General features: G+C 62.7%; 18 protein-coding genes, 1 tRNA gene and 1 pseudogene. 12 read left to right on the forward strand and 8 right to left on the reverse strand.

Going from position 1 to position 20,278, the window contains the following annotated elements; all coding sequences use genetic code 11:
* Positions 1-3: 3 nt before the first annotated feature.
* The 4 genes from LCF59_RS13825 to LCF59_RS13840 all read right to left on the reverse strand — a co-directional run bounded on the left by LCF59_RS13825 (position 4) and on the right by LCF59_RS13840 (position 3,726).
* Positions 4-80, reverse strand: a tRNA-Arg gene (locus tag LCF59_RS13825).
* Positions 81-149: 69 nt separating this feature from the next.
* The gene (locus LCF59_RS13830) at positions 150-1,541 is read right to left on the reverse strand and encodes a HAMP domain-containing sensor histidine kinase (protein WP_292288200.1); all 1,392 of its coding nucleotides are present in this window, start codon (positions 1,539-1,541) and stop codon (positions 150-152) included.
* Between the two features lie 36 nt (positions 1,542-1,577).
* Positions 1,578-2,996: an FAD-dependent oxidoreductase gene (locus LCF59_RS13835; RefSeq protein ID WP_292288201.1), complete on the reverse strand. Its 1,419-nt coding sequence runs from the start codon at positions 2,994-2,996 to the stop codon at positions 1,578-1,580.
* A 4-nt stretch (positions 2,997-3,000) separates the two neighbouring features.
* Positions 3,001-3,726: a TVP38/TMEM64 family protein gene (locus LCF59_RS13840; protein ID WP_292288202.1), complete on the reverse strand. Its 726-nt coding sequence runs from the start codon at positions 3,724-3,726 to the stop codon at positions 3,001-3,003.
* Positions 3,727-4,189: 463 nt separating this feature from the next.
* Between LCF59_RS13840 and rpmH the strand changes: the two genes are divergently transcribed.
* Genes rpmH through yidD form a run of 3 tightly spaced genes read left to right on the forward strand, consistent with a single transcriptional unit; the run spans position 4,190 to position 4,976 of the window.
* Positions 4,190-4,324 (forward strand): 50S ribosomal protein L34, encoded by a 135-nt coding sequence (rpmH, locus tag LCF59_RS13845; protein WP_072775959.1) that lies wholly within the window; start codon positions 4,190-4,192, stop codon positions 4,322-4,324.
* Positions 4,325-4,353: 29 nt separating this feature from the next.
* Entirely contained in the window at positions 4,354-4,758 is a 405-nt protein-coding gene (locus LCF59_RS13850) for a ribonuclease P protein component (protein ID WP_292288203.1), read from the forward strand.
* Positions 4,755-4,976 (forward strand): membrane protein insertion efficiency factor YidD, encoded by a 222-nt coding sequence (gene yidD, locus LCF59_RS13855; RefSeq protein WP_292288204.1) that lies wholly within the window; start codon positions 4,755-4,757, stop codon positions 4,974-4,976. Before LCF59_RS13850 ends, yidD begins: the two co-directional genes overlap by 4 nt.
* Positions 4,977-5,075: 99 nt before the next feature.
* Here yidD and argF read toward each other — a convergent pair whose 3' ends face one another.
* From argF to truA, 3 genes are all read right to left on the reverse strand, one after another.
* Positions 5,076-6,002, reverse strand: a complete 927-nt coding sequence (argF, locus tag LCF59_RS13860) for an ornithine carbamoyltransferase (RefSeq protein WP_292288205.1) — start codon at positions 6,000-6,002, stop codon at positions 5,076-5,078.
* A 10-nt stretch (positions 6,003-6,012) separates the two neighbouring features.
* Positions 6,013-7,194, reverse strand: a complete 1,182-nt coding sequence (locus LCF59_RS13865) for an aspartate aminotransferase family protein (RefSeq protein ID WP_292288206.1) — start codon at positions 7,192-7,194, stop codon at positions 6,013-6,015.
* Between the two features lie 303 nt (positions 7,195-7,497).
* Positions 7,498-8,268, reverse strand: coding sequence for a tRNA pseudouridine(38-40) synthase TruA (gene truA, locus LCF59_RS13870; RefSeq protein ID WP_292288207.1), 771 nt, complete (start codon positions 8,266-8,268; stop codon positions 7,498-7,500).
* 111 nt (positions 8,269-8,379) lie between these two features.
* Between truA and LCF59_RS13875 the strand changes: the two genes are divergently transcribed.
* The 6 genes and pseudogenes from LCF59_RS13875 (at position 8,380) to LCF59_RS13900 (ending at position 15,461) form a co-directional block, all read left to right on the forward strand.
* Positions 8,380-9,795 (forward strand): YcjX family protein, encoded by a 1,416-nt coding sequence (locus LCF59_RS13875; protein ID WP_292288208.1) that lies wholly within the window; start codon positions 8,380-8,382, stop codon positions 9,793-9,795.
* On the forward strand, positions 9,792-10,232 hold the full coding sequence (locus LCF59_RS13880; protein WP_292288209.1) for a GNAT family N-acetyltransferase: 441 nt from the start codon (positions 9,792-9,794) through the stop codon (positions 10,230-10,232). The genes LCF59_RS13875 and LCF59_RS13880 overlap by 4 nt, the downstream gene beginning before the upstream one ends.
* Positions 10,229-11,227 carry a YcjF family protein gene (locus LCF59_RS13885; RefSeq protein ID WP_292288210.1) on the forward strand — a complete coding sequence of 333 codons (999 nt, stop codon included), beginning with the start codon at positions 10,229-10,231 and terminating at the stop codon, positions 11,225-11,227. Before LCF59_RS13880 ends, LCF59_RS13885 begins: the two co-directional genes overlap by 4 nt.
* 93 nt (positions 11,228-11,320) lie before the next feature.
* Positions 11,321-12,043, forward strand: coding sequence for a VIT1/CCC1 transporter family protein (locus tag LCF59_RS13890; protein ID WP_292288211.1), 723 nt, complete (start codon positions 11,321-11,323; stop codon positions 12,041-12,043).
* Between the two features lie 177 nt (positions 12,044-12,220).
* The gene (gene ileS, locus LCF59_RS13895; protein WP_292288212.1) at positions 12,221-15,223 is read left to right on the forward strand and encodes an isoleucine--tRNA ligase; all 3,003 of its coding nucleotides are present in this window, start codon (positions 12,221-12,223) and stop codon (positions 15,221-15,223) included.
* Positions 15,207-15,461 (forward strand): annotated as a pseudogene (locus tag LCF59_RS13900) (DUF3253 domain-containing protein). The gene ileS and the pseudogene LCF59_RS13900 overlap by 17 nt, the downstream one beginning before the upstream one ends.
* Before the next feature lie 77 nt (positions 15,462-15,538).
* Here the strand turns inward: LCF59_RS13900 and LCF59_RS13905 are convergent.
* A complete protein-coding gene (locus tag LCF59_RS13905; protein WP_292288213.1) occupies positions 15,539-16,372 on the reverse strand; it encodes a prephenate dehydratase in 834 nt (277 codons plus the stop codon).
* Between the two features lie 124 nt (positions 16,373-16,496).
* On the opposite strand from LCF59_RS13905, the gene LCF59_RS13910 reads away from it, so the two are divergent.
* From LCF59_RS13910 to LCF59_RS13920, 3 genes are all read left to right on the forward strand, one after another.
* Positions 16,497-17,018: a cytochrome c family protein gene (locus LCF59_RS13910; RefSeq protein ID WP_292288214.1), complete on the forward strand. Its 522-nt coding sequence runs from the start codon at positions 16,497-16,499 to the stop codon at positions 17,016-17,018.
* A gap of 207 nt (positions 17,019-17,225) precedes the next feature.
* Positions 17,226-19,124 carry an extracellular solute-binding protein gene (locus LCF59_RS13915; RefSeq protein ID WP_292288215.1) on the forward strand — a complete coding sequence of 633 codons (1,899 nt, stop codon included), beginning with the start codon at positions 17,226-17,228 and terminating at the stop codon, positions 19,122-19,124.
* A 1-nt stretch (position 19,125) separates the two neighbouring features.
* Positions 19,126-20,277 (forward strand): microcin C ABC transporter permease YejB, encoded by a 1,152-nt coding sequence (locus LCF59_RS13920; protein ID WP_292288216.1) that lies wholly within the window; start codon positions 19,126-19,128, stop codon positions 20,275-20,277.
* Position 20,278: the final 1 nt, after the last annotated feature.

Consider the following 20,278-nt stretch of genomic DNA (forward strand, 5'->3'; position numbering starts at 1 on the left):
TAGTGGCGGACCGAGGAGGATTCGAACCCCCGACCCCCTGATTCGTAGTCAGGTACTCTATCCAGCTGAGCTATCGGTCCACGGCGTGGGAGATAGACCCGGCGCGGGAGTGATGCAAGTGCAAAATCCGGGAATCTTCCTGTCGGCGGTCACTGCCCGGTGATCAGCTCGCCCATCGGCAGACAGATGCGGAACCGGCTGCCGGTCTCATCGCTGTCGAGCAGGGTCAGCGTGCCGCCGTGGCCGCGCACCAGTTCTTCTGCAATCGCGAGCCCCAGCCCCGATCCCCCCTTTCGCGCGCCGCCATGGAAGGGCTGGAACAGGTGTTCCCTCGCCTTGGGCGGCAGGCCCGGCCCGGTGTCGATCACGTCGATATACCAGACATCGTCCTCGGCATGGGCCGCGATGTTGATCTCGCCGGGGTCGCCGGTTCCGACAATCGCCTGCCGCGCATTGCGCACGAGGTTCGACAGCACCCGGTGCATCTGCTCCGGATCGGCGCGCACCATCAGGTTGCCGGGCACGTCCTCGCTCAGGCTCAGGTCGAAATCGCCGATGGCCAGCCGTTCGCTGTCCAGCACGTCCGACACCAGCTCCCCGAGGTTCACCAGCGTCAGCGCCGGCGCCGGCTCCTCCGCGCGGCCGAACGCCAGCGTGCTTTCGCAAAGCGACACCGCCCGCTTGATCGAATTGACCAGCTTGGGGGCCATCCGTTTCACCGCCGGGTCCTCGCTCATCTCGATCCGGTCGGTGAAAAGCTGCGCCGAGGTCAGGATATTGCGCAGATCGTGGCTCACCCGCGCCACGGCGCCGCCCAGTTGGGCCAGACGTTCTTTCTGCCTGAGCGCCTGGGTCAACTGTGTCTCCAGGCTTTGCAGCGCCTCCTCCGCCTCGCGCAGCTCGGTGACGCTGGCCGATGGCTGGATGATCCGCCGCGTGTCTTCGGGCGCTTCGGCATAGCTCTGCATATGCCCCACAACCCCCTTGATCGGCTTGACCAGAAGCACCCGCACCGCGAGGAACAAGAGCCCCGCCGTGACAACCGAGATCACCGCTGACAACAGCAGAATACGCACGCCGTAATCGATCATCGCGGCGCGCAACCCGGTTGTCTCCAGGGTGATCTCGATCAGCTCCCCGCCATCGCGGAACGGGTTGCCGATCACCCGGATCACCTCCGGCCCGGGCGCGGCCAGGCGCAGCATGGAGTCCCGGATCAGCGTCCACGCGCTCGCCTCGCGCAGGTCGAAGGTGGCGTCCACTTCCGCCGGCATCGGCGAGGACAGCACCAGCTGCCGCAGTTCATTGCGCCGCAGCACGACGTTGAACACGCCGGCATTGAGCAACAGCTCTTCTTCCAGTTCGGGATCGATCATGTCATCCGCCAACAGGGCGAGCGACGCGATTTGCGCCCGCTCCAGCCGGTTGAGCAGGAAATCCTCCCGGTAGCGCGCGACCGAGGGCACGAAGATCAGGATTTCCGCCAGCATGACAAAGACGGTTGTCAGGATCAGGAATCGACCGGACAGGGTGTTGATCATGCAGGCACCCGCGCCACCGCACGCGCCGACATCATGTCAGGGCAACCATTTCTGAACAAACCCAACAACTTTCTTCACCATGTCGCTTTCGAACAACCGAGGCGAGAAATACGCCCCCGCCGCCCGCTTGTTAAGCTCCCCGATGGTCGGATACGGCGCAACCATATTGGCGACCTCGCTCATCTTCATCTTGTTGGCGATCACCAATGCCCAGAGATTGATCAACTCGCCCGCCTGCTCCCCGGCGATCGACACGCCGACAGCGCGCCCGCGCACCACCATAACCTTGATCAGACCGCGCGTCTTGCGTTCGGCAATGGCGCGGTCATTGTGATGAAAGGGAAACCGCACAATTTCGGTTTTGTTCCCATGCAGTTTGCGCGCCTCGGCCTCGGTCAGTCCGACCTGCGCCAGCTCGGGCTGCGTATAGGTCACCCAGGGTATGTGCCGCGTGCTGGCCTTTGACGGCAAACCAAACAGGATCGACCGGATCACGACGCTTGCATGATACCCCGCCACATGGGTGAATTGCAGCCCCCCGGCCACGTCGCCAATCGCATGGACGCGGCGGTTGCTGGTGCGCAGCCGGTCATCCACCTCGATCCCCGAACGCGTTGTCCGCACCCCGGCGGCCTCCAGGTCCAGCGCGTCTGTATTGGCCCGCCGCCCCACGGCGACCAGCAAATGCGACCCCGAAAAGACCCGGCCATCCTCCACCTCGATCTCGATCGCGCCATCCGTCCCGCGCACCGCGCCGGCCTTGGCGCCCTCGACGATCTCAAGACCCTCTTCGCGCAACGCATCAAGCACGATATCCGCCATTTCGGGATCGTCCTTGCCCAGCGCACGGTCGCCCTCGATCACGGTCACTTTCGATCCCAGCCGCAAATGCGCCTGCGCCATTTCCATGCCGATCGGACCGCCCCCGATGATCAACAGGTGGTCGGGGCGGTCGCGCAGGTCCCAAAGCGTCTCGTTGGTCAGATAGGGCACATCCGCCAACCCCGGGATCGGCGGCACGACAGGCGATGATCCGGTGGCCAGAACGATCCGCCGCGCCTCGATCCGATAGGCTCCGGCCTCGACCACCCTGTCCGACACGAAGCGCCCGTAGTCCCGGATCACCCGCACGCCCAACCCCTCGAACCTCTCCTGGCTGTCCATCGGTTCGATCTGCGCGATCACCTCCGCCACGTGGTCCTTGGCCGCCGCGTAATCCACATCCGGCGCAACCCCGGCAATGCCATAGCAGTCGGCATGGCGCATCGAATGCGCCACCTTGCCCGACGCGATCAGCGCCTTCGACGGCACACAGCCGTAATTGAGGCAATCTCCCCCCATTTCATGTGCTTCGAGCAGGACAACGCTGGCCCCCATCTGCACAGCACCCGCCGCAACCGAAAGCCCGCCCGAGCCTGCGCCGATCACCAGAACATCCGTCTTGATCGTGTCCATGGTCCTACAGCCCTTTCTTGCCGCGCACGGCTTTCAACAGGATCGGCAGCGCCGCCAACAGGCACAGACCCAGGATCGGCAACAGGATATGCGGCGCGAAAATGATCCCCAGATCGGGCGTTTCGCCCCGGGCGAAAACTTCACCCAGCCCGGCGCCGACCGACGTATAGACGATGGCACCCGGAATGATGCCCAGAAAGGTCGACACGAAAAAGCGGTACAGCGGCACATTCACCAGCGCAGGTACGATATTGGCCGCGAAGAACGGCACGGCCGGGACAAGCCGAATCAGGAAAAGCATGGACCACTGGTTCTTGTCGATCCCGTCCTTGATCCTGCGGACCATGCCCTCGCCTGCCCCCATCTTCGCGGCCAGCCGATCCCCGAGACCAAGGCGCGCTGCAAGGAAAATCAGTGTCGCGCCAAGGGTTGCCGACAATACATTGAACAACACCCCCGGAAACAGGCCGAACAGGAAGCCACCGGTCAAAGTCCCGATGGTTGCGCCGGGCAGGGAAAACCCGACAATCGCCACATAGGCCAACATGAAAAGGCCCGCGGTCAGCAGGTAATTGTTGTCTCGAAACGCCTCCAGCGCTTCGCGATTGGCCGCCAGGGTTTGGAAACTCAGCGTATCGCGCAGCGTGAACGCCCCGATCAGCGCGACCGCGCCAATCGTCACCAGGGGCGCATGGCGCTTCCAGGCCGGTTTGTCTTGGATATCCGTCATATCTGCCATGTCCTATCGGCCCAAGCAGGCCACCTCCGATTTCATTGCACTGCCTGGGGCAGAACATGACGCTTGCGGCACGCGGGCAACACCCGCATCACGACCGCTTGATCACGCACGCCGGGCTGCGTGAGGATTTGCACCCTCCGCGCCCGGCCTGCGCCCGGACTGAAACATTCCGGCGCGCTCAGCGGCCCGAATATTGCAGATCATGTCACCGGCACACGTCGCCGTGCACGATATTTCACTCCGGACCCGCGATAAACACCCGGCCTGTCCGGGATTCGCGCCCGCAAGCGCATGACGGTTGCCGCGCATCTTGCACGCGCAACGCGCCCGGAAATTCTCCCCGATTGGCTTTGACAGCGTTTGACAAGCCATCGCCACCTGCCTATAGCACGGGCTTCGAATAACGCCGGTGGCATCGACTGCGCACCGGACCGACAAGACGGAGTAGGACGCGATGAAACGCACCTTTCAACCTTCGAACCTGGTACGCAAGCGGCGTCACGGGTTCCGTTCGCGCATGGCCACCAAGGCCGGTCGCAAGATCCTGAATGCGCGCCGCGCCCGTGGCCGGAAGTCGCTGAGCGCGTAAGCGTCCGGCGTCCCAAGACAAATATCGACATGACACCGCCGAAGTCCTCCTTGCATCCAGGGGGAAACGCATCTTCGGCGGTTTCTGTGTGCGCGCCCGTTACTGTTCTGCGCCGCCGCGCCGATTTCCTGCGCGCCGCACGCGCCCTGCGTCGCGGCACCAACGGAATGCTGGTGCAGGCCCGCGATCGCGGTGACGATGACCCCACGATTCGCGTCGGCTATACCTGTTCGCGCAAGATCGGCAACGCCGTGGCCCGTAACCGCGCCAAGCGGCGCCTGCGCGCCGTGGTCGCCGAGGCGCTTCTGCCCGGTGCCCGGCCCGGCTGGGATTATGTGCTGGTCGGACGGCCCGGGGTGACGCTCGACCGGCCCTTTGCCGATCTCACGGGCGACCTGCGCTACGCGCTGCGCAAACTCCACGCCGCCTCATGACTCCGCTCGCTTGGTGCCTCGCCCTTCCCATCCGTGGCTATCGCCTCGTGTTCAGCCCTTGGGTCGGCCATAATTGCCGCTACCATCCGACCTGCTCGGCCTACGCGCTCGAGGCGTTGCACAAACATGGCGGCCTCAAGGGCGGATGGCTCACCTTGCGCCGCATCGGCCGCTGCCAGCCCTGGGGCGGCTCGGGCGTGGATAATGTTCCCGACTGACCCCGGCTGATATTGGTCCAAGTGGTTAATGCTTGGTAAATATGTCCCTGCAAGACATTGGAATCATTGATGCAGCCGCCGTCCCACGCGTGGGACGCCTCAAACCCCGAGGCAATATCGCATCACCGCCTTCTGGGCATGAAGGCGATTCTCCGCCTCGTCAAAGATTACCGATTGCGGCCCGTCCATGACCTCGGACGTGACCTCTTCGCCCCGGTGCGCCGGCAGGCAATGCATGAACAAGGCATCCCGGTTGGCATGGCGCATCAGGGCGTCATTGACCTGGTACGGCCGCAGCATGTTGTGCCGCCGCTCCTTGGCCGACTGGGCGTCATGCATCGAAACCCAGGTGTCCGCAACAACCAGATCAGCCCCCTCCACCGCCTTCACAGGGTCCCGCTCGATCGTCACCGAAACACCGGCATTCCGGGCCAGCCCGACGAATTCCATCTCCGGGTCCAGCTGCACTGGCCCCGTGAAGGTGAAATCGAACCCGAACTGCCCCGCAGCATGCAGGAACGACGAACAAACGTTGTTCCCGTCCCCGCACCAGACCACTTTTTTCCCCGTGATCGGCCCGCGATGCTCTTCATAGGTCATCACATCCGCCATGATCTGGCAGGGATGGGTCCGATCGGTGAGCCCGTTGATAACCGGAACCGAGGCATGCTCGGCCATTTCCTCCAGCACCGCCTCGTCAAAGGTCCGGATCATGATCAGGTCGACATAGCGGCTCATCACACGCGCCGTGTCCGCGATCGTCTCGCCATGCCCCAGCTGCATGTCCGAGCCCGAGAGCACCATGGTCTGCCCGCCCATCTGGCGCACACCGACATCGAACGACACCCGCGTCCGCGTCGACGGTTTCTCGAAGATCAGCGCCACCATGCGCCCGGCCAGCGGCAATTCATCATCCGGCGCCCCCTTGGGCCGCCCGGTGCGGGTTTTCTTCATCGCGATGGCCTGATCTATGACCCGCCGCAACGCCTGCGCGTCTGTTTTGTGAATATCCAGAAAATGCTTCATGCCTGCGTCCTCAGCCCATCGCCTCGCGAACCACGTCCGCTGCGAAATCCAGCCGGTTCACGGCCTCCGAAATCTCGTCTTCACTGATGTTGAGCGGCGGCAGCAGCCTGACCACGTGATCCGCCGCCGGCACCGTGATGACGCCACACTCATAGCCCGCCTTGACGACGTCAGCCGGCGCCACCTTGCATTTCAGCCCGATCATCAAACCGGCCCCCCGGACCTCTTCGAAGAGGTCGGGATGCGAGGAAACAAGCCCCTCCAGCTTCTGACGCAGGAACCCCGCGCGTGCATTCACGGTGTCCAGGAAAGCCGGGTCACTGACGATATCCATCACCGCGCAGCCGACCGCGCATGCCAGGGGATTGCCGCCATAGGTCGACCCATGCGTGCCCGCCGTCATGCCCGACGCCGCCTCCTCGGTGGCCAGAACGGCCCCCAGGGGAAAGCCGCCGCCGATACCCTTGGCGACCATCATGATGTCCGGCGCCACACCGGCCCATTCATGCGCAAAAAGCCGCCCCGTCCGGGCCACACCGCATTGCACCTCGTCGAGGACAAGCAGAATGCCCTTTTCGTCGCAAAGCGCGCGCAGCCCTTTCAAGCATTGGTCAGGCAAGGGTCGTATCCCGCCCTCACCCTGCACGGGTTCAATCAGGATCGCGCCGACAGTGTCGTCGAGCGCGGCATGAAGCGCATCATGGTCGCCCCAGCCGACATGCGTGAATCCGGGAAGGATCGGCCCGAACCCTTTGGTCATTTTCTCCGCGCCGGCGGCCGCAATCCCGGCCGAGGACCGGCCGTGAAACGACCCCTCGAAGGCCAGGATCATCGTCTTCTCGGGCTGACCCTTGTCGTGCCAATACTTGCGCACCATCTTTACTGCCAATTCGCAGGACTCGGTGCCCGAATTGGTAAAGAACACCGTATCGGCAAAGCTCGTCGCGACCAGCTTGTCCGCCAAAGCCTGCTGCTGCGGGATCTCGTAAAGGTTCGACACATGCCAAAGCCTGTGCGCCTGGTCCGTCAGCGCCTGCACCAGCTGCGGATGCGCATGGCCCAACGCATTCACGGCAATGCCGGCCCCCATATCAAGAAATCGGCGCCCGTCCGCCTCGATCAACCAGGAACCTTCACCCTTCACGAAGTGAAGCGGCGCGCGGGAATAGGTCGGCAGGACAGAGGGGATCATGGGAAACCTCGTTTCAAGAAGCCCAAGCCGTGCCAAGCGGCGCGGGCCAAGTCAACGGAAAGAGTGATGAATTCGGACAAAAGGTGACGGATTGCCCACAGCGCGCGGGCGACAGACGAAGATCAGGTTGCTCGTCGGATATGCGTCAACAGTGTCATAAACGCTATTTACTGCCCATCGTTGCACAAAGACAATCCCGGATCTTCTTCTCTTTCGAAATATGCCGGGGTTTGGGGCAGAGCCCCAAGCAGATTTTTTCAAAAATCTGCTTGCCGCGATGCGCGACGCGCAGCGCAAATCCTGTCAGTTGCGGAACGGGTCATCCGGGTAACCGACACCAACCAAGTAGAGCCCCTGCGGCGGGCAAACCGGACCACAGGCCGCGCGGTCCCGCGCCTCGAGCGCGAGCTGCACATCCTCCGGCATCCACGCTCCGGCGCCGACCCGGTCCAGCGTACCCACGAAACTGCGCACCTGGTTGTGCAGAAAGGACCGCGCGCGCAGATGGAACCGAAACTCGACGCCCCAGTCGGTCTCCAGCCGCGAGATCTCGAGCGCGTCCAGGGTTTTCACCGGCGATGCCGCCTGGCACATGGTCGAGCGGAAGGTGGTAAAGTCGTGCAGGCCGACCAGATGTTGCGCTGCCTCCTGCATTGGCTGCAGCGACAAGGGATGCCGCACCTGCCAGACCTGTCCGGCCTCAACCGTCATGGGTGCACGACGCGACACAAGACGAAAAAGATAGCGTCGCTCCGTCGCCGAAAAGCGGGCGTGCCAATCCGGCAGAACCTCCGCCGCGTCGACAATGGCAACGGGATGGGGTTTGAGGTGATGATTCAGCGCTTCGGACAATCGAAACGCAGACCAGTCTTTTTCCAGATCGCAATGGCATACCTGGGCCCGTGCATGCACGCCCGCATCTGTGCGACCGGCAGCCGCGATCCTGTGGTCCCCGGGTTCCAACCGGGCAAGGGCCGCCTCGATCGCACCCTGTACGGACGGCTGGTCGGCCTGCCGTTGCCAACCGGCAAAGGGCGCGCCATCATATTCGACTTTCAGGGCGTATCTTGGCATGCTGTCGGCTTAGCCCGAGGCAATCCGTCACACAATCCCCCGGCGTTGCACTGGTATGTCGCGCCTTGGACCTTTATCTCTGGCCGCAAGACAAAAGAACGAGGCCCAGACGTGGTGATCTCCACATTCGCCGACACCCTGACCCGGAGCATCGAGAATGTCAGCGACACCGTGTCGGGCACGTTCTTCGCGCCGGTGATCCGACTGGGCGTGACCGGACTGGCCCGGTCGGGCAAGACGGTGTTTATCACCTCGCTGGTGGCGAACATGATGGACCGGGGGCGGATGCCCGGCCTTTTGGCGCAAAGCGAAGGGCGCATCCTGTCCGCTTATCTGCAACCGCAGCCCGACGACACTCTGCCGCGATTTGACTACGAATCGCATCTGGGTGACCTCACCGCGCGCAGTCCGGAATGGCCCGACAGCACACGCGCGATCAGCGAATTGCGCCTGTCACTCAAGGTGCGCCCCTCGGGGCTGCTGTCCGGGCTTCAGGGGCCGCGGACCATACATCTGGACATCGTGGATTATCCCGGTGAGTGGTTGCTTGACCTGGGTCTGCTGGAGAAAAGCTACAGCGCGTGGTCTGAAGAAACCCTTAAGCGAATCGCGACACGGGACGCCGCGCAGGACTACCTGGCGCAGGCCACGGCGGAGGACGCGGCAGCCAGGCTGGATGAACCCCGCGCGCAAAGCCTTGCGGCAGGTTTCACCACTTACCTGACCGCCGCGCGGCGGGACGGTTTTTCCGATTGCACGCCGGGGCGGTTCCTGCTGCCCGGCGATCTGGCAGGCAGCCCGGTGCTTACCTTCGCGCCGCTGCCGTCCGCCCCGAACCCGCCGCGCAAATCGCTCTGGCACGAGATGGAGCGACGCTATGAGGCGTACAAGGCACAGGTCGTCAAACCGTTCTTCCGCGATCACTTTGCCAAGATCGACCGACAGGTCGTTCTGGTCGATGCGCTGGGTGCGATTCATGCCGGACCGCAAGCGGTCGAGGACATGCGCCAGGCGATGTCCGACACTCTCGGGGCCTTCCGCCCCGGTCAGAATGCCTTTCTGAGTCAGCTTCTGCTGGGCAAGCGGGTCGAGAAAATCCTCTTTGCCGCAACCAAGGCGGACCATCTGCACCACACCCAGCATGCCCGGCTGACCGCGATCATGGAGGCGCTGACCCGCGATGCCCGCGACCGCGCGCAATTCGCCGGGGCCAGGACAAGCGCCATGTCAATCGCCAGCCTGCGCGCCACGGTCGAGGAAATGCGTGCCCATGACGGCGCGGAGTTGCCGTGCGTGCGGGGCGCCCTGCTCGACACAGGCAAGCAGGCGGCGTTCTACCCGGGTGAATTGCCCGAGGACCCGGCACAGCTTCTGGGCCCTGCCCGCAACGGGGCAGAGGCGTGGCTGGAGCAGGATTACAAGGTGATGCGATTCGCACCCGCGACGCTGAGCCTCAGACCGGGCATGGGGCCGCCGCATATCCGGCTCGACCGGGCGGCACAGTTCCTGATCGGAGACCGGCTGTGACCGTGCTGCGCCCGGCGACACCGCTCGATGCGGGCGATGTTGGCGCAATCCTGTCGGCCTGGATCGACGAAACGCCATGGATGCCACGCATCCACACCCGTGCCGAGGATATCTCCTTTGCCGGGATGATGGTCGAGCGCGGCTGGGTCACTGTCGCCGAAGAACAGACCATGACAGGGTTCATGGCCCGCGAGGGCGCGATCATTCATGCACTTTACGTTGCCCCGGACGCGCGGGGACAGGGTGTCGGATCTTGCCTGCTGACAGAGGCGCAGCACAGCGCGGACCACCTGTCGCTCTGGACTTTCCAGGAAAACACCCGCGCGCAAACGTTCTATGAACGGCACGGCTTTGCCGAGACCATGCGCACCGAAGGCGACCGCAATGACGAAGGTCTGCCCGCCATTCTTTACCAGTGGCGGAGGACGCCGGAATGACCAAGGCCAAAGGCCCCGTCCTGTTCGATCTGGACGAGGACACATCGCCCCAGACACCGGCGGACGCGCCGCCAGTGCCCGATCTTCTGGAACTCGCACCGCAAGGTCAGGCGATGGCCACCGCTGCCGCGCTTGCCGCGCGGCCTGTCTCGCGGCTGGCACGCTGGTTCTGGACATTGCTGGCCCTGCTGATCACCACCGTCGCCTCGATTGCCGCATGGCATTTCGTGACCGATCTGGTGACGCGCAACATCTATCTGGGTTCTGCCGTGGCGGCGCTGTTCGGGCTGTTCGGGCTGGTCGTGTGTCTGATCGCGATCAAGGAGCTTTCGGCCTTTGCCCGGCTCGGAAAGATCGACCGCATTCAACACGCCGCCGGCGATGCGCTGGCCAGAGAGGACCTGTCAGCGGCCCGCGACGTGGTCGGCGATCTGACCGCGCTATATGCCAAACGGGAGGACACCAAGTGGGGCCGCGACCGTCTCGAGGAGCAGCAGGCGGATATGTTCGATGCCGCAGCGCTCCTCCACCTTGCCAGCCATGAAGTGTTGACGCCGCTGGATGCCGCCGCCCAGCGCGAGGTCGAGGCCGCCGCACGGCAGGTTGCGACGGTCACGGCTCTGGTGCCGCTGGCGCTGGCGGATGTGGTCGCAGCGCTGGGATCGAACATCCGCATGATCCGGCGCATTGCCGAGATCTATGGCGGGCGCTCGGGCACGCTGGGAAGTTGGCGGCTCACCCGCGCCGTGCTGTCACATCTTGTCGCCACGGGCGCGGTGGCGGTGGGCGATGACATGCTGGAACCGATCCTTGGCGGCAGCATCATAGGCAAGCTGTCGCGCCGGTTCGGCGAAGGGCTGGTCAACGGTGCCCTGACCGCCCGCGTCGGCGTCGCCGCGATCGAGGTGTGCCGCCCCGTGCCCTTTGCCCAAGGCGACCGCCCATCTGTCAGGCGCATTGTCAAATCTGCCCTGACCGGTCTCGTGTCGCGGTAGCGCCTGCCCGGTCTTCGTGACATACAGCCGCGTGACCAATTCCTTTCGATCCAGAACAAGGCAAGGCGTATCGCGCCGCAACAACAGTCTGACATGCAAAAAAATCCTTACGACCACGGTCATTCCCAAACCGAAATCGAAGCCCGGATAGACGCCCCGGCGGGGCGCGGCTATGTCCGGGATATCATTTATGGCGGCATTGATGGATCGGTCACCACCTTTGCCATCGTCGCCGGCGTTGCAGGTGCGGGGCTGTCACCCTGGGTCATCATCGCACTGGGCGTCGCCAACGTGCTGGCCGATGGGTTCTCGATGGCGGCAGGCAATTACTCCGGCACCAAGGCCGAGCTTGACGACTCAAGACGGCTGCGCAAGATCGAGGAGCGGCACATCCTCTTTCATCCCGAGGGCGAAAAGCGCGAACTGCGCGAGATCCTGCGGCGCAAGGGCCTGTCCGGCGAGGCCCTGGAGGGCGCCGTCGAACAAATCACGCAAAATCATGACCAATGGATCCAGATAATGCTCGAAGGCGAATACGGGCTCGCCTCGGTCGAGCCGCACCCGCTGAAGGCAGCCTGGGCCACCTTCGCGGCCTTCCTCGGGGCGGGCATGATTCCCTTGCTGCCCTTCCTGTTCGGGCTGGACAATGCCTTTGCGATCTCGACCGGCGCGACACTGGTGACCTTCTTTGCCATCGGCGCGTATAAATCCAGGTGGTCGCTGGCCTCGTGGTGGCGGTCCGGGCTCGAAACCCTCTTGATCGGCGGAATAGCTGCGGCCATCGCCTATTTCGTCGGCACATTGTTCGACATGTGATCCGTCTGGACGTCTGCCCCCGTCGCTTCTATAAGACGCCGCATGACGGACCGCTTCGCGATCATCATTCGAATTACATGCCCGGCGCTCTAAGCTGCGAGTCGCCGGGACAAGGCGTATGGACTGCCGCGCCGATCCTCTCACACACTCTGATCCGAATACCCGAGGACGCCCCAAATGTGCGCCGAAACACCTGATTACAAACCCACTCTGAACCTGCCGAAAACCGATTTCCCGATGCGCGCCGGCCTGCCCAAGCGCGAGCCCGAATGGCTGGAAAAATGGGAAAAGATCGGCATCTACAACCGCCTGCGCGAAAAAGCCGCGAACGGGGCCGCCGAGCGCAGGCCCTTCACGCTGCATGACGGCCCCCCCTACGCCAACGGCCACCTGCATATCGGCCACGCGCTCAACAAGATTCTCAAGGACATGGTGGTCCGTTCCCAGCAGATGATGGGCCGGGACGCGCGCTACATCCCCGGCTGGGATTGCCACGGCCTGCCGATCGAATGGAAGATCGAGGAAAAGTACCGCGCTAAGGGGCTCGACAAGGACAAGGTCGATGTCGTCGAATTCCGCCAGGAATGCCGCGACTTCGCCGATGGCTGGATTGATGTGCAGCGCACCGAATTCAAACGCCTGGGTGTCACCGGCACATGGGAAAAGCCCTACCTGACCATGGATTACCGGGCCGAGCGCATCATCGCGGAAGAGTTCCAGAAATTCCTGATGAACGGCACGCTCTATCAGGGGTCCAAACCGGTCATGTGGTCGCCCGTGGAAAAAACGGCGCTGGCCGAGGCCGAGGTCGAGTATCACGACAAGGATAGTTTCACCGTCTGGGTCAAGTTCCGCGTCAGTGATTTCGATCTGCCCGACATGGACCGCGCGGATGAAGAGGAAAGTGCCGAGGCGCGCGAGTCGGTGCTGAGCGCGTTTGATGCGGCGCGGTCCAAGTTCATGGGCGCCTATGTGGTCATCTGGACAACCACTCCCTGGACCATCCCGTCCAACAAGGCCGTGGTCTATGGCGAAGATTTTTCCTATGGACTGTACGAGGTCACGGGCCGGCCCGAGGAATGCTGGGCGCGGATCGGCGAGCGGTATATCCTTGCCGACAAGCTGGCCGCGGACGTGATGTCCCGCGCTCGGCTGGACGAGACCATGTATCGCCGCATCTCGGACGTGACGCCGCACCAGCTTGCCGCGATGCGCCTGTCGCACCCCTTGGCCGGGGCCGACGGGGCAGATGGCGAATGGGACGACCCCCGCGATTTCCGGGCCGCGGATTTCGTCACCGACGAGGAAGGTACCGGCTTCGTGCATTGCGCCCCGTCCCACGGGATGGAGGAATACGAGCTTTACCGCAACCTGGGGATGCTCGAGCAGGTCATCACCTACAACGTCCTCGATGACGGGTCTTTCCGCGCGGATCTGCCATTCTTCGGCGGCACTCGCATCCTGAAGCCGAATGGCAAGGAAGGCGATGCCAACAAGACCATCATCGACAAGCTGATCGAGGTCGGCGGCCTTCTGGCACGCGGCAAGATCAAGCACAGCTACCCGCATTCCTGGCGCTCCAAGGCGCCGGTGATCTACCGCAATACGCCACAATGGTTCGCGGCCATCGACCGTGCCGTTGGCGACGGTCAGGACACCTATGGCACCACCATCCGCGAACGGGCGCTGACAAGCATCGACCAACTGGTCAAATGGACCCCCAAGACCGGGCGCAACCGGCTTTATTCGATGATCGAAGCACGGCCTGACTGGGTCCTGTCGCGCCAACGCGCCTGGGGGGTGCCGCTGACCTGTTTCGTCAAGAAAGGCGCCCTGCCGACCGATGACGATTACCTGTTGCGGGATGCAGCGGTGAACGCCCGCGTGCTGGAGGCGTTCGAGGCCGAAGGCGCGGATGCGTGGTACAAGCCCGGCGCGAAGGAGCGCTTTCTGGGCAACAACTACGACCCGAGCGAATGGGAGCAGGTATTCGACATCCTCGACGTGTGGTTCGATTCCGGCTCCACCCACGCCTTTGTCCTACGCGACCGCGAAGACGGGTCCGAGGACGGTCTTGCTGACCTGTACCTTGAAGGCACAGACCAGCACCGCGGCTGGTTCCACTCCTCGATGCTCCAATCCTGCGGCACGCAGGGCCGCGCGCCCTATCGCGGCGTGCTGACGCACGGCTTCACGCTCGACGAGAAGGGCAACAAGATGTCCAAGTCGCTGGGCAACACGGTCGCGCCCGAGGACGTGACCAAGCAATACGGCGCCGACATCCTGCGGCTCTGGGTGGCACAGGCCGATTACACCGCCGACCTGCGCATCGGGCCGGAGATCCTCAAGGGGGTCGCCGACAGCTACCGCCGGCTGCGCAACACGATGCGGTTCATGCTGGGCGCGCTGTCGCATTTCGAAGACTCCGACCGCGTTGAACCCGCCGATATGCCGGAGCTGGAACGTTACATCCTGCACCGGGTGGCCGATCTCGATGAGGTCGTGCGCACAGGCTATGACGCCTATGACTTTCAGGGCGTGTTCCAGCAGTTGTTCAACTTCTGCACGGTGGAGCTGTCGGCCTTCTATTTCGACGTGCGCAAGGACGTGCTTTATTGCGATGGCGACACTGCGCGCCGCCGTGCCGCGCGCACGGTCATGGACATCCTATTCCACCGGCTGACCACCTGGCTTGCCCCGGTGCTGGTGTTCACGATGGAAGATGTCTGGCTCGACCGCTTCCCCGGCGAAGACAGCTCGATCCATCTTCAGGACATTCCCGAAACGCCGGCCGCGTGGAAGGATGACGCGCTGGCCGCGAAATGGTCCAACGTGCGCCGCGCCCGCCGCGCCGTGACCGCCGCGCTGGAGGTGCAGCGGACCGAAAAGGTGATCGGCGCGTCGCTCGAAGCGGCGCCTGTCGTGCATATCGACGATGCCGGGATGCTGGAGGCGCTGAAATCGGTGAATTTCGACGACCTGTGCATCACCTCTGCGATCAGCCTGACCGGCGATCCGGCCCCGGCCGAAGCGTTCCGACTGCCCGAAGTGGCGGGCGTTGGCGTGGTGTTTGAAAAGGCCGAAGGCGCGAAATGCCAGCGCTGCTGGAAGATCCTGCCGGATGTCGGCACGCATCAGCATCCGGGCACCTGCCAGCGGTGCAATGACGCCCTCGGATAAGGCCATCGCGGATGGTCTGCTTGACCTCGCGCACCAGCGCGGGGTCGGGAAAACCTTCTGCCCATCAGAGGCGGCGCGGCGGCTGTCCGACGACTAACGCCCGCAGATGCCCGAGGTACGACGCGTGGCCGCAACGCTGGATCTGGTGGCAACGCAAAAGGGTCAGACTGTTGATCCTGTCACCGCGAAGGGACCGATCCGGTTGGCGCACGAACCAGCAAGGCCGGTCAGGACCTGAACCTGAAACCCGGTCAACGTCGCGCCAGACTTTGCAAGCTCTTCCAAAACGCCACTGCATCACGGTGTTCGCCGCCCTCAATCCCTTCGCGGGTCGCGGGGATAGGTGCCGAGAATGTTCAGGACGTCGGTGAAGTAGTCCAGCTCGTCCAGTGCGCGCGCCACGGCTGGATCGTCGGGGTGGCCTTCGATATCGGCATAGAACTGGGTCGCGGTGAAGGACCCGTCGACCATGTAGGATTCGAGCTTGGTCATGTTGACGCCATTCGTGGCAAAACCACCCATGGCCTTGTAAAGCGCGGCAGGGATGTTGCGAACCTGGAAGACAAAAGTGGTCATCATTCCGTGCTCGCCGCGGCGGCTCTGGTCGCCATCGCGGCCCATCAATAGGAAGCGCGTGGTGTTACTGTCAGTGTCCTCGATATGGCGGGCAAGAACGTCCAACCCGTAAATATCGCCGGCAAGCTCGCTCGCCAAGGCTGCGGCGTGGGCGTCGCCGCGTTCTGCGACTTCTCTTGCCGCGCGGGCGTTGTCGGCATTCACCCGGCCCCGGATTTCGTGCTTGGCGAGGAACGTGGCGCATTGCGGCAAAAGCACGACGTGTGAATGCGCCTCGGTCACATCCTCCAGACGCGCCCCCGGCACACCAAGAAGGTTGATATGAACGCGCACGAACGCCTCGTCCACGATCTTCAGGCCGCTTTCGGGCAACAGGCGGTGGATATCGGCGACCCGGCCATAGATGGTGTTTTCAACCGGCAGCATCGCCAGTTCGGCGGTGCCGGTCTGCACGGCGGCGATAACGTCCTCGAAGGTGCGGCACGGCAGCGCCTCCATATCGGGGCGGGCATCGCGGCAGGCTTCGTGTGAATAGGCCCCCGGTTCCCCCTGGAATGCGATGGCTTTGGTCATGCGGTCTCCGAAATTCTGGCGCGGCGGGCGTTTGGTCGCGGCTTCTACACCTTGCTTTGCGCAAGGGGAAGCAATAGATACCCGCGCGATACGGACGAAACTTTAGCTGACAGGTACGCACATAATGTTGGATACAATGACCTTTACGAAGATTGTCGGCAGCTTTTGTGGCGCGCTTCTGGTCTTTCTTCTGGGCAAATGGGCAGCGGAAACCCTGTACCATGTCGGCGGCAGCCATGGGGAAGAGGTTGCGGCTTACGTGATCGACACCGGTGATGAAGACGAAGCGGCAAGCGAAGAAGAAGTCGAAGAGGTCGATTTCGAAACGCTGCTCGCCTCTGCGGATGTCGGCAGTGGCGAACGCGTCTTCGGCAAGTGCCGCGCCTGTCACAAGCTCGAACAGGGCGAAAACGCGGCTGGACCCTACCTTTACGATGTCGTTGGCCGGACTATCGGCGCGGCTGACGGATTCAACTACTCCGGCGCCCTCTCCGAAGTGGCGGAAGTCTGGTCTCCCGAGAACCTGAACGGCTTTCTCGAGGATCCGCGCGGCTGGGCGCCGGGCACATCAATGGGCTTTGCAGGGCTGAACGACCCCGAGGATCGCGCGAACCTGATCGCATATCTCGACACGATCGGCGACTGATCCCCCTGATATTCGGTGTTTCCAGAACCGCTTCCCTGCCGGGGCGGCGGTTTTCTTTTTCACAATCGCGTTTTTAACCTCGGCTTTGGGTCCTGGCCGTGTATTCCGACCTTGAATATGGCCGAGATCGGTCTTTAGCTTACATCAAGACTATGATGCAAAGGCGGAGACGAAGGGGTTCTACGTATGACGCACCAAGAGATCGCCATGACGGCGTCGCGAGGCACGCTGTTTCGCACAAAAACGGTTGGTGGACTGATGGCGCTGACACTGGCCTTCGCTGCCAGCAACGTCCGAGCCGAAAGTCATGAAGAGGTCATCGAGGCGCATGGATATTCCTACTTTGGAAATCTCGATTATCCTGCGGATTACGAACACCTGGACTACGTCAACCCTGATGCCCCCAAAGGGGGCGAAATCGCCCTCGGAGCGTCTGGCACGTTCGATAGCCTGAACCCCTACTCCCGCAAGGGCCGCGCCGGGGCGTTGACCACGCTACAATATGACAGTTTGATCGAAGCCAGCACCGACTCCGTCGGTCAGTATTACGGCGTCGTCGCACATGGGCTCGAATATCCAGAAAGCCGTGACTGGGTGATCTTTCACATGCGGCCCGAGGCGACATTCTGGGACGGAACGCCCGTGACGGCCGAGGATGTGGTCTACAGCCACACGCTCTTTATTGATCAGGGCCTGCCGTCCTACGCGCAGGCCGTGGGCCGGATGGTGACCGGAGCCGAGGCGCTGGATGATCACACGGTAAAATTCACGTTCAATCCTGAACTGTCCAAACGCAGCCGGATCGAAACCGTGGGCAACACGCCGATCTTTTCCAAGTCCTGGTTCGAGGCCGATGAAGACCGAAGGCTGGACGAGCCGCGCCTTGAGGTGGCAGTCGGGTCGGGACCGTACAGGCTGGACAGCTACGACATCAACCGCCGGATCGTCTACAAGCTGCGCGACGATTACTGGGGCAAGGATTTGCCATTCAACAAGGGTCGGCACAACTACGGGACAGTGCGGGTAGAATACTTTTCCGACCAGACAGCGTCCTTCGAGGCATTCAAGGCGGGCGAATACACCATCCGAATCGAAAGCGATCCCAAGCTCTGGGCCAGTTCCTATGATTTTCCCAAGATCGAAAGCGGCGCGATCACGAAATACGAATTGCCGGACGGGTCGCCGCCCAACCCCACGGGCTTTGTCTTCAACCTTGCCAAGCCGCAATTCGCTGACCGCCGCGTGCGCGAGGCCGTGGCTTTGGCATTCAACTTCGAATGGACGAACGAGTCGCTGCTGTTCGGCCTTTACGAACCGCGCAGTTCCTTTGTCCAGGACACACCGATCGAAGCCAAGGATGTTCCGACAGGGGAAGAGCGCGCCTTCCTGCAATCGCTGGGTGACGTGGTGCCGCCAGAGCTTATGTCCGACCCGGTGCGGACCTTTCACGAATCCAACGGAAGCCGGCTGACTGACCGGGGCAATATGCGGACCGCGTCGCGCCTGCTGGAAGACGCTGGATGGACGGTTGGCGACCAGGGCATTCGCCGCAATTCAGACGGTACGCCGCTCGAGATCACGATGCTGTATCCGACCAACATCCAGGATTCCGTGGATGCGATGCACGAGACCTACGCCCGGAATCTTGAGCAGCTTGGAATTGCGGTGAACCTGCAGAAAGTGGATCCGTCGCAATATACCAACCGGCGCCGCGAGCGCGATTACGACATGATGTATACCACCCGCTATGGTGCATTTCTTTCCACCGGTGGCGGGTTGACCCAGATGTATGGCTCCGAGGAGGCCGAATTCAGCCTGTTCAACCCCGCTGGCCTGACCAGCCCTTTGGTGGATGCGATCATCGACGCATCGTTCGAAATGCAAACGCAGGAAGAGACCGACACGGCGCTGATGGCGCTGGACCGGGCGCTGCGGCATGAGTTCTTCATCGTACCAACAGGCTATATCGCCGATCACTGGGTTGCGGCCTACGATATGTACGAGTTCCCCGAGGATCTGCCGCCCTACGATCTGGGGTATCTCGATCTTTGGTGGGTGAACGAGGACAAGGCCGAGGCATTGAGAGCAAGCGGCGCGCTCAACTGATATGGGCGCATACATCCTCAGACGCGTGCTGCTGATCATCCCCACGTTGCTGGGGATCATGATCGTCAATTTTGCGCTCACCCAGTTCGTACCGGGTGGCCCGATCGAGCAGTATATTGCCCAGTTCGAAGGCGAAGGCGACGTGTTCGAAGGCTTTGCCGGATCCGGGGATGCCGGGGCGGCTGCCGCGGACGACAGCGATGACTATGCGGGCAGCCGGGGATTGCCCCCGGAATTCCTTGAACAGTTGGAAGTCGATTTCGGCTTTGCACGGATCGTCTGCGAAGACGGCTTTACCGGACAACCCGACATCGAGAACCCGGCCTGCAACAAGGAGATGATCGGCGTTGTCGAACGCTTTGGCATGATGATGTGGAACTACCTGCGGCTCGATTTCGGCGACAGCTATTTCCGGTCCATCGGGGTCATGGAGCTGGTGCTGGAAAAGATGCCTGTGTCCATCTCTCTCGGTCTGTGGTCCACGGTCATCGCCTACCTGGTGTCAATCCCGCTCGGCATCCGCAAGGCCGTCAAGGACGGGTCGGGGTTCGACACATGGACGTCGGCGGCGATCATCGTGGCCTATGCGATCCCCGGCTTCCTCTTTGCCATCCTGCTGCTCGTGTTGTTCGCGGGCGGATCGTATTACCAGATCTTTCCACTGCGCGGTCTGACCTCTGACAATTTCGAGGACCTCTCGCTGCTGGGCAAGGTCGGGGATTACTTCTGGCATATCACGCTACCGGTGCTGGCCTCGACTATTTCGGCTTTTGCGACGCTTACGCTTCTGACCAAGAACAGCTTTCTGGACGAGATCAAGAAACAATACGTGATCACCGCGCGGGCCAAGGGTCTGGCCGAGCGCAAGGTGCTTTACGGCCACGTGTTCCGCAACGCGATGCTCATCGTGATCGCCGGGTTTCCGGCGGTCTTCATCGGCGTGTTCTTTTCCGGATCACTGATCATCGAAACGATCTTTTCGCTCGACGGTCTGGGAAGGCTGGGGTTCGAAGCGGCGGTCGCCCGTGACTATCCGGTGATCTTCGGCACGCTGTTCGTCTTCGGCTTGATCGGACTTTTGGTCGGCATCCTGTCGGACCTGATGTATGTGCTGGTCGATCCACGCATCGACTTTGAAAAACGGGAGGGCTGAA

Origin of the sequence: Marivita sp. (assembly GCF_020055675.1) — a bacterium.
Lineage (GTDB): Bacteria > Pseudomonadota > Alphaproteobacteria > Rhodobacterales > Rhodobacteraceae > Marivita.

Bases quoted from the DNA above. Each gene is read 5' to 3' on its own strand.
- yidD (WP_292288204.1), top strand. From the start codon at position 4,755: ATGACTCCGCTCGCTTGGTGCCTCGCCCTTCCCATCCGTGGCTATCGC.
- truA (WP_292288207.1), bottom strand. From the start codon at position 8,268: ATGCCAAGATACGCCCTGAAAGTCGAATATGATGGCGCGCCCTTTGCC.
- LCF59_RS13850 (WP_292288203.1), top strand. From the start codon at position 4,354: ATGACACCGCCGAAGTCCTCCTTGCATCCAGGGGGAAACGCATCTTCG.
- LCF59_RS13830 (WP_292288200.1), bottom strand. From the start codon at position 1,541: ATGATCAACACCCTGTCCGGTCGATTCCTGATCCTGACAACCGTCTTT.
- LCF59_RS13865 (WP_292288206.1), bottom strand. From the start codon at position 7,194: ATGATCCCCTCTGTCCTGCCGACCTATTCCCGCGCGCCGCTTCACTTC.
- rpmH (WP_072775959.1), top strand. From the start codon at position 4,190: ATGAAACGCACCTTTCAACCTTCGAACCTGGTACGCAAGCGGCGTCAC.
- argF (WP_292288205.1), bottom strand. From the start codon at position 6,002: ATGAAGCATTTTCTGGATATTCACAAAACAGACGCGCAGGCGTTGCGG.
- LCF59_RS13890 (WP_292288211.1), top strand. From the start codon at position 11,321: ATGCAAAAAAATCCTTACGACCACGGTCATTCCCAAACCGAAATCGAA.
- LCF59_RS13840 (WP_292288202.1), bottom strand. From the start codon at position 3,726: ATGACGGATATCCAAGACAAACCGGCCTGGAAGCGCCATGCGCCCCTG.
- ileS (WP_292288212.1), top strand. From the start codon at position 12,221: ATGTGCGCCGAAACACCTGATTACAAACCCACTCTGAACCTGCCGAAA.
- LCF59_RS13835 (WP_292288201.1), bottom strand. From the start codon at position 2,996: ATGGACACGATCAAGACGGATGTTCTGGTGATCGGCGCAGGCTCGGGC.
- LCF59_RS13885 (WP_292288210.1), top strand. From the start codon at position 10,229: ATGACCAAGGCCAAAGGCCCCGTCCTGTTCGATCTGGACGAGGACACA.
- LCF59_RS13920 (WP_292288216.1), top strand. From the start codon at position 19,126: ATGGGCGCATACATCCTCAGACGCGTGCTGCTGATCATCCCCACGTTG.
- LCF59_RS13915 (WP_292288215.1), top strand. From the start codon at position 17,226: ATGACGGCGTCGCGAGGCACGCTGTTTCGCACAAAAACGGTTGGTGGA.
- LCF59_RS13905 (WP_292288213.1), bottom strand. From the start codon at position 16,372: ATGACCAAAGCCATCGCATTCCAGGGGGAACCGGGGGCCTATTCACAC.
- LCF59_RS13910 (WP_292288214.1), top strand. From the start codon at position 16,497: ATGTTGGATACAATGACCTTTACGAAGATTGTCGGCAGCTTTTGTGGC.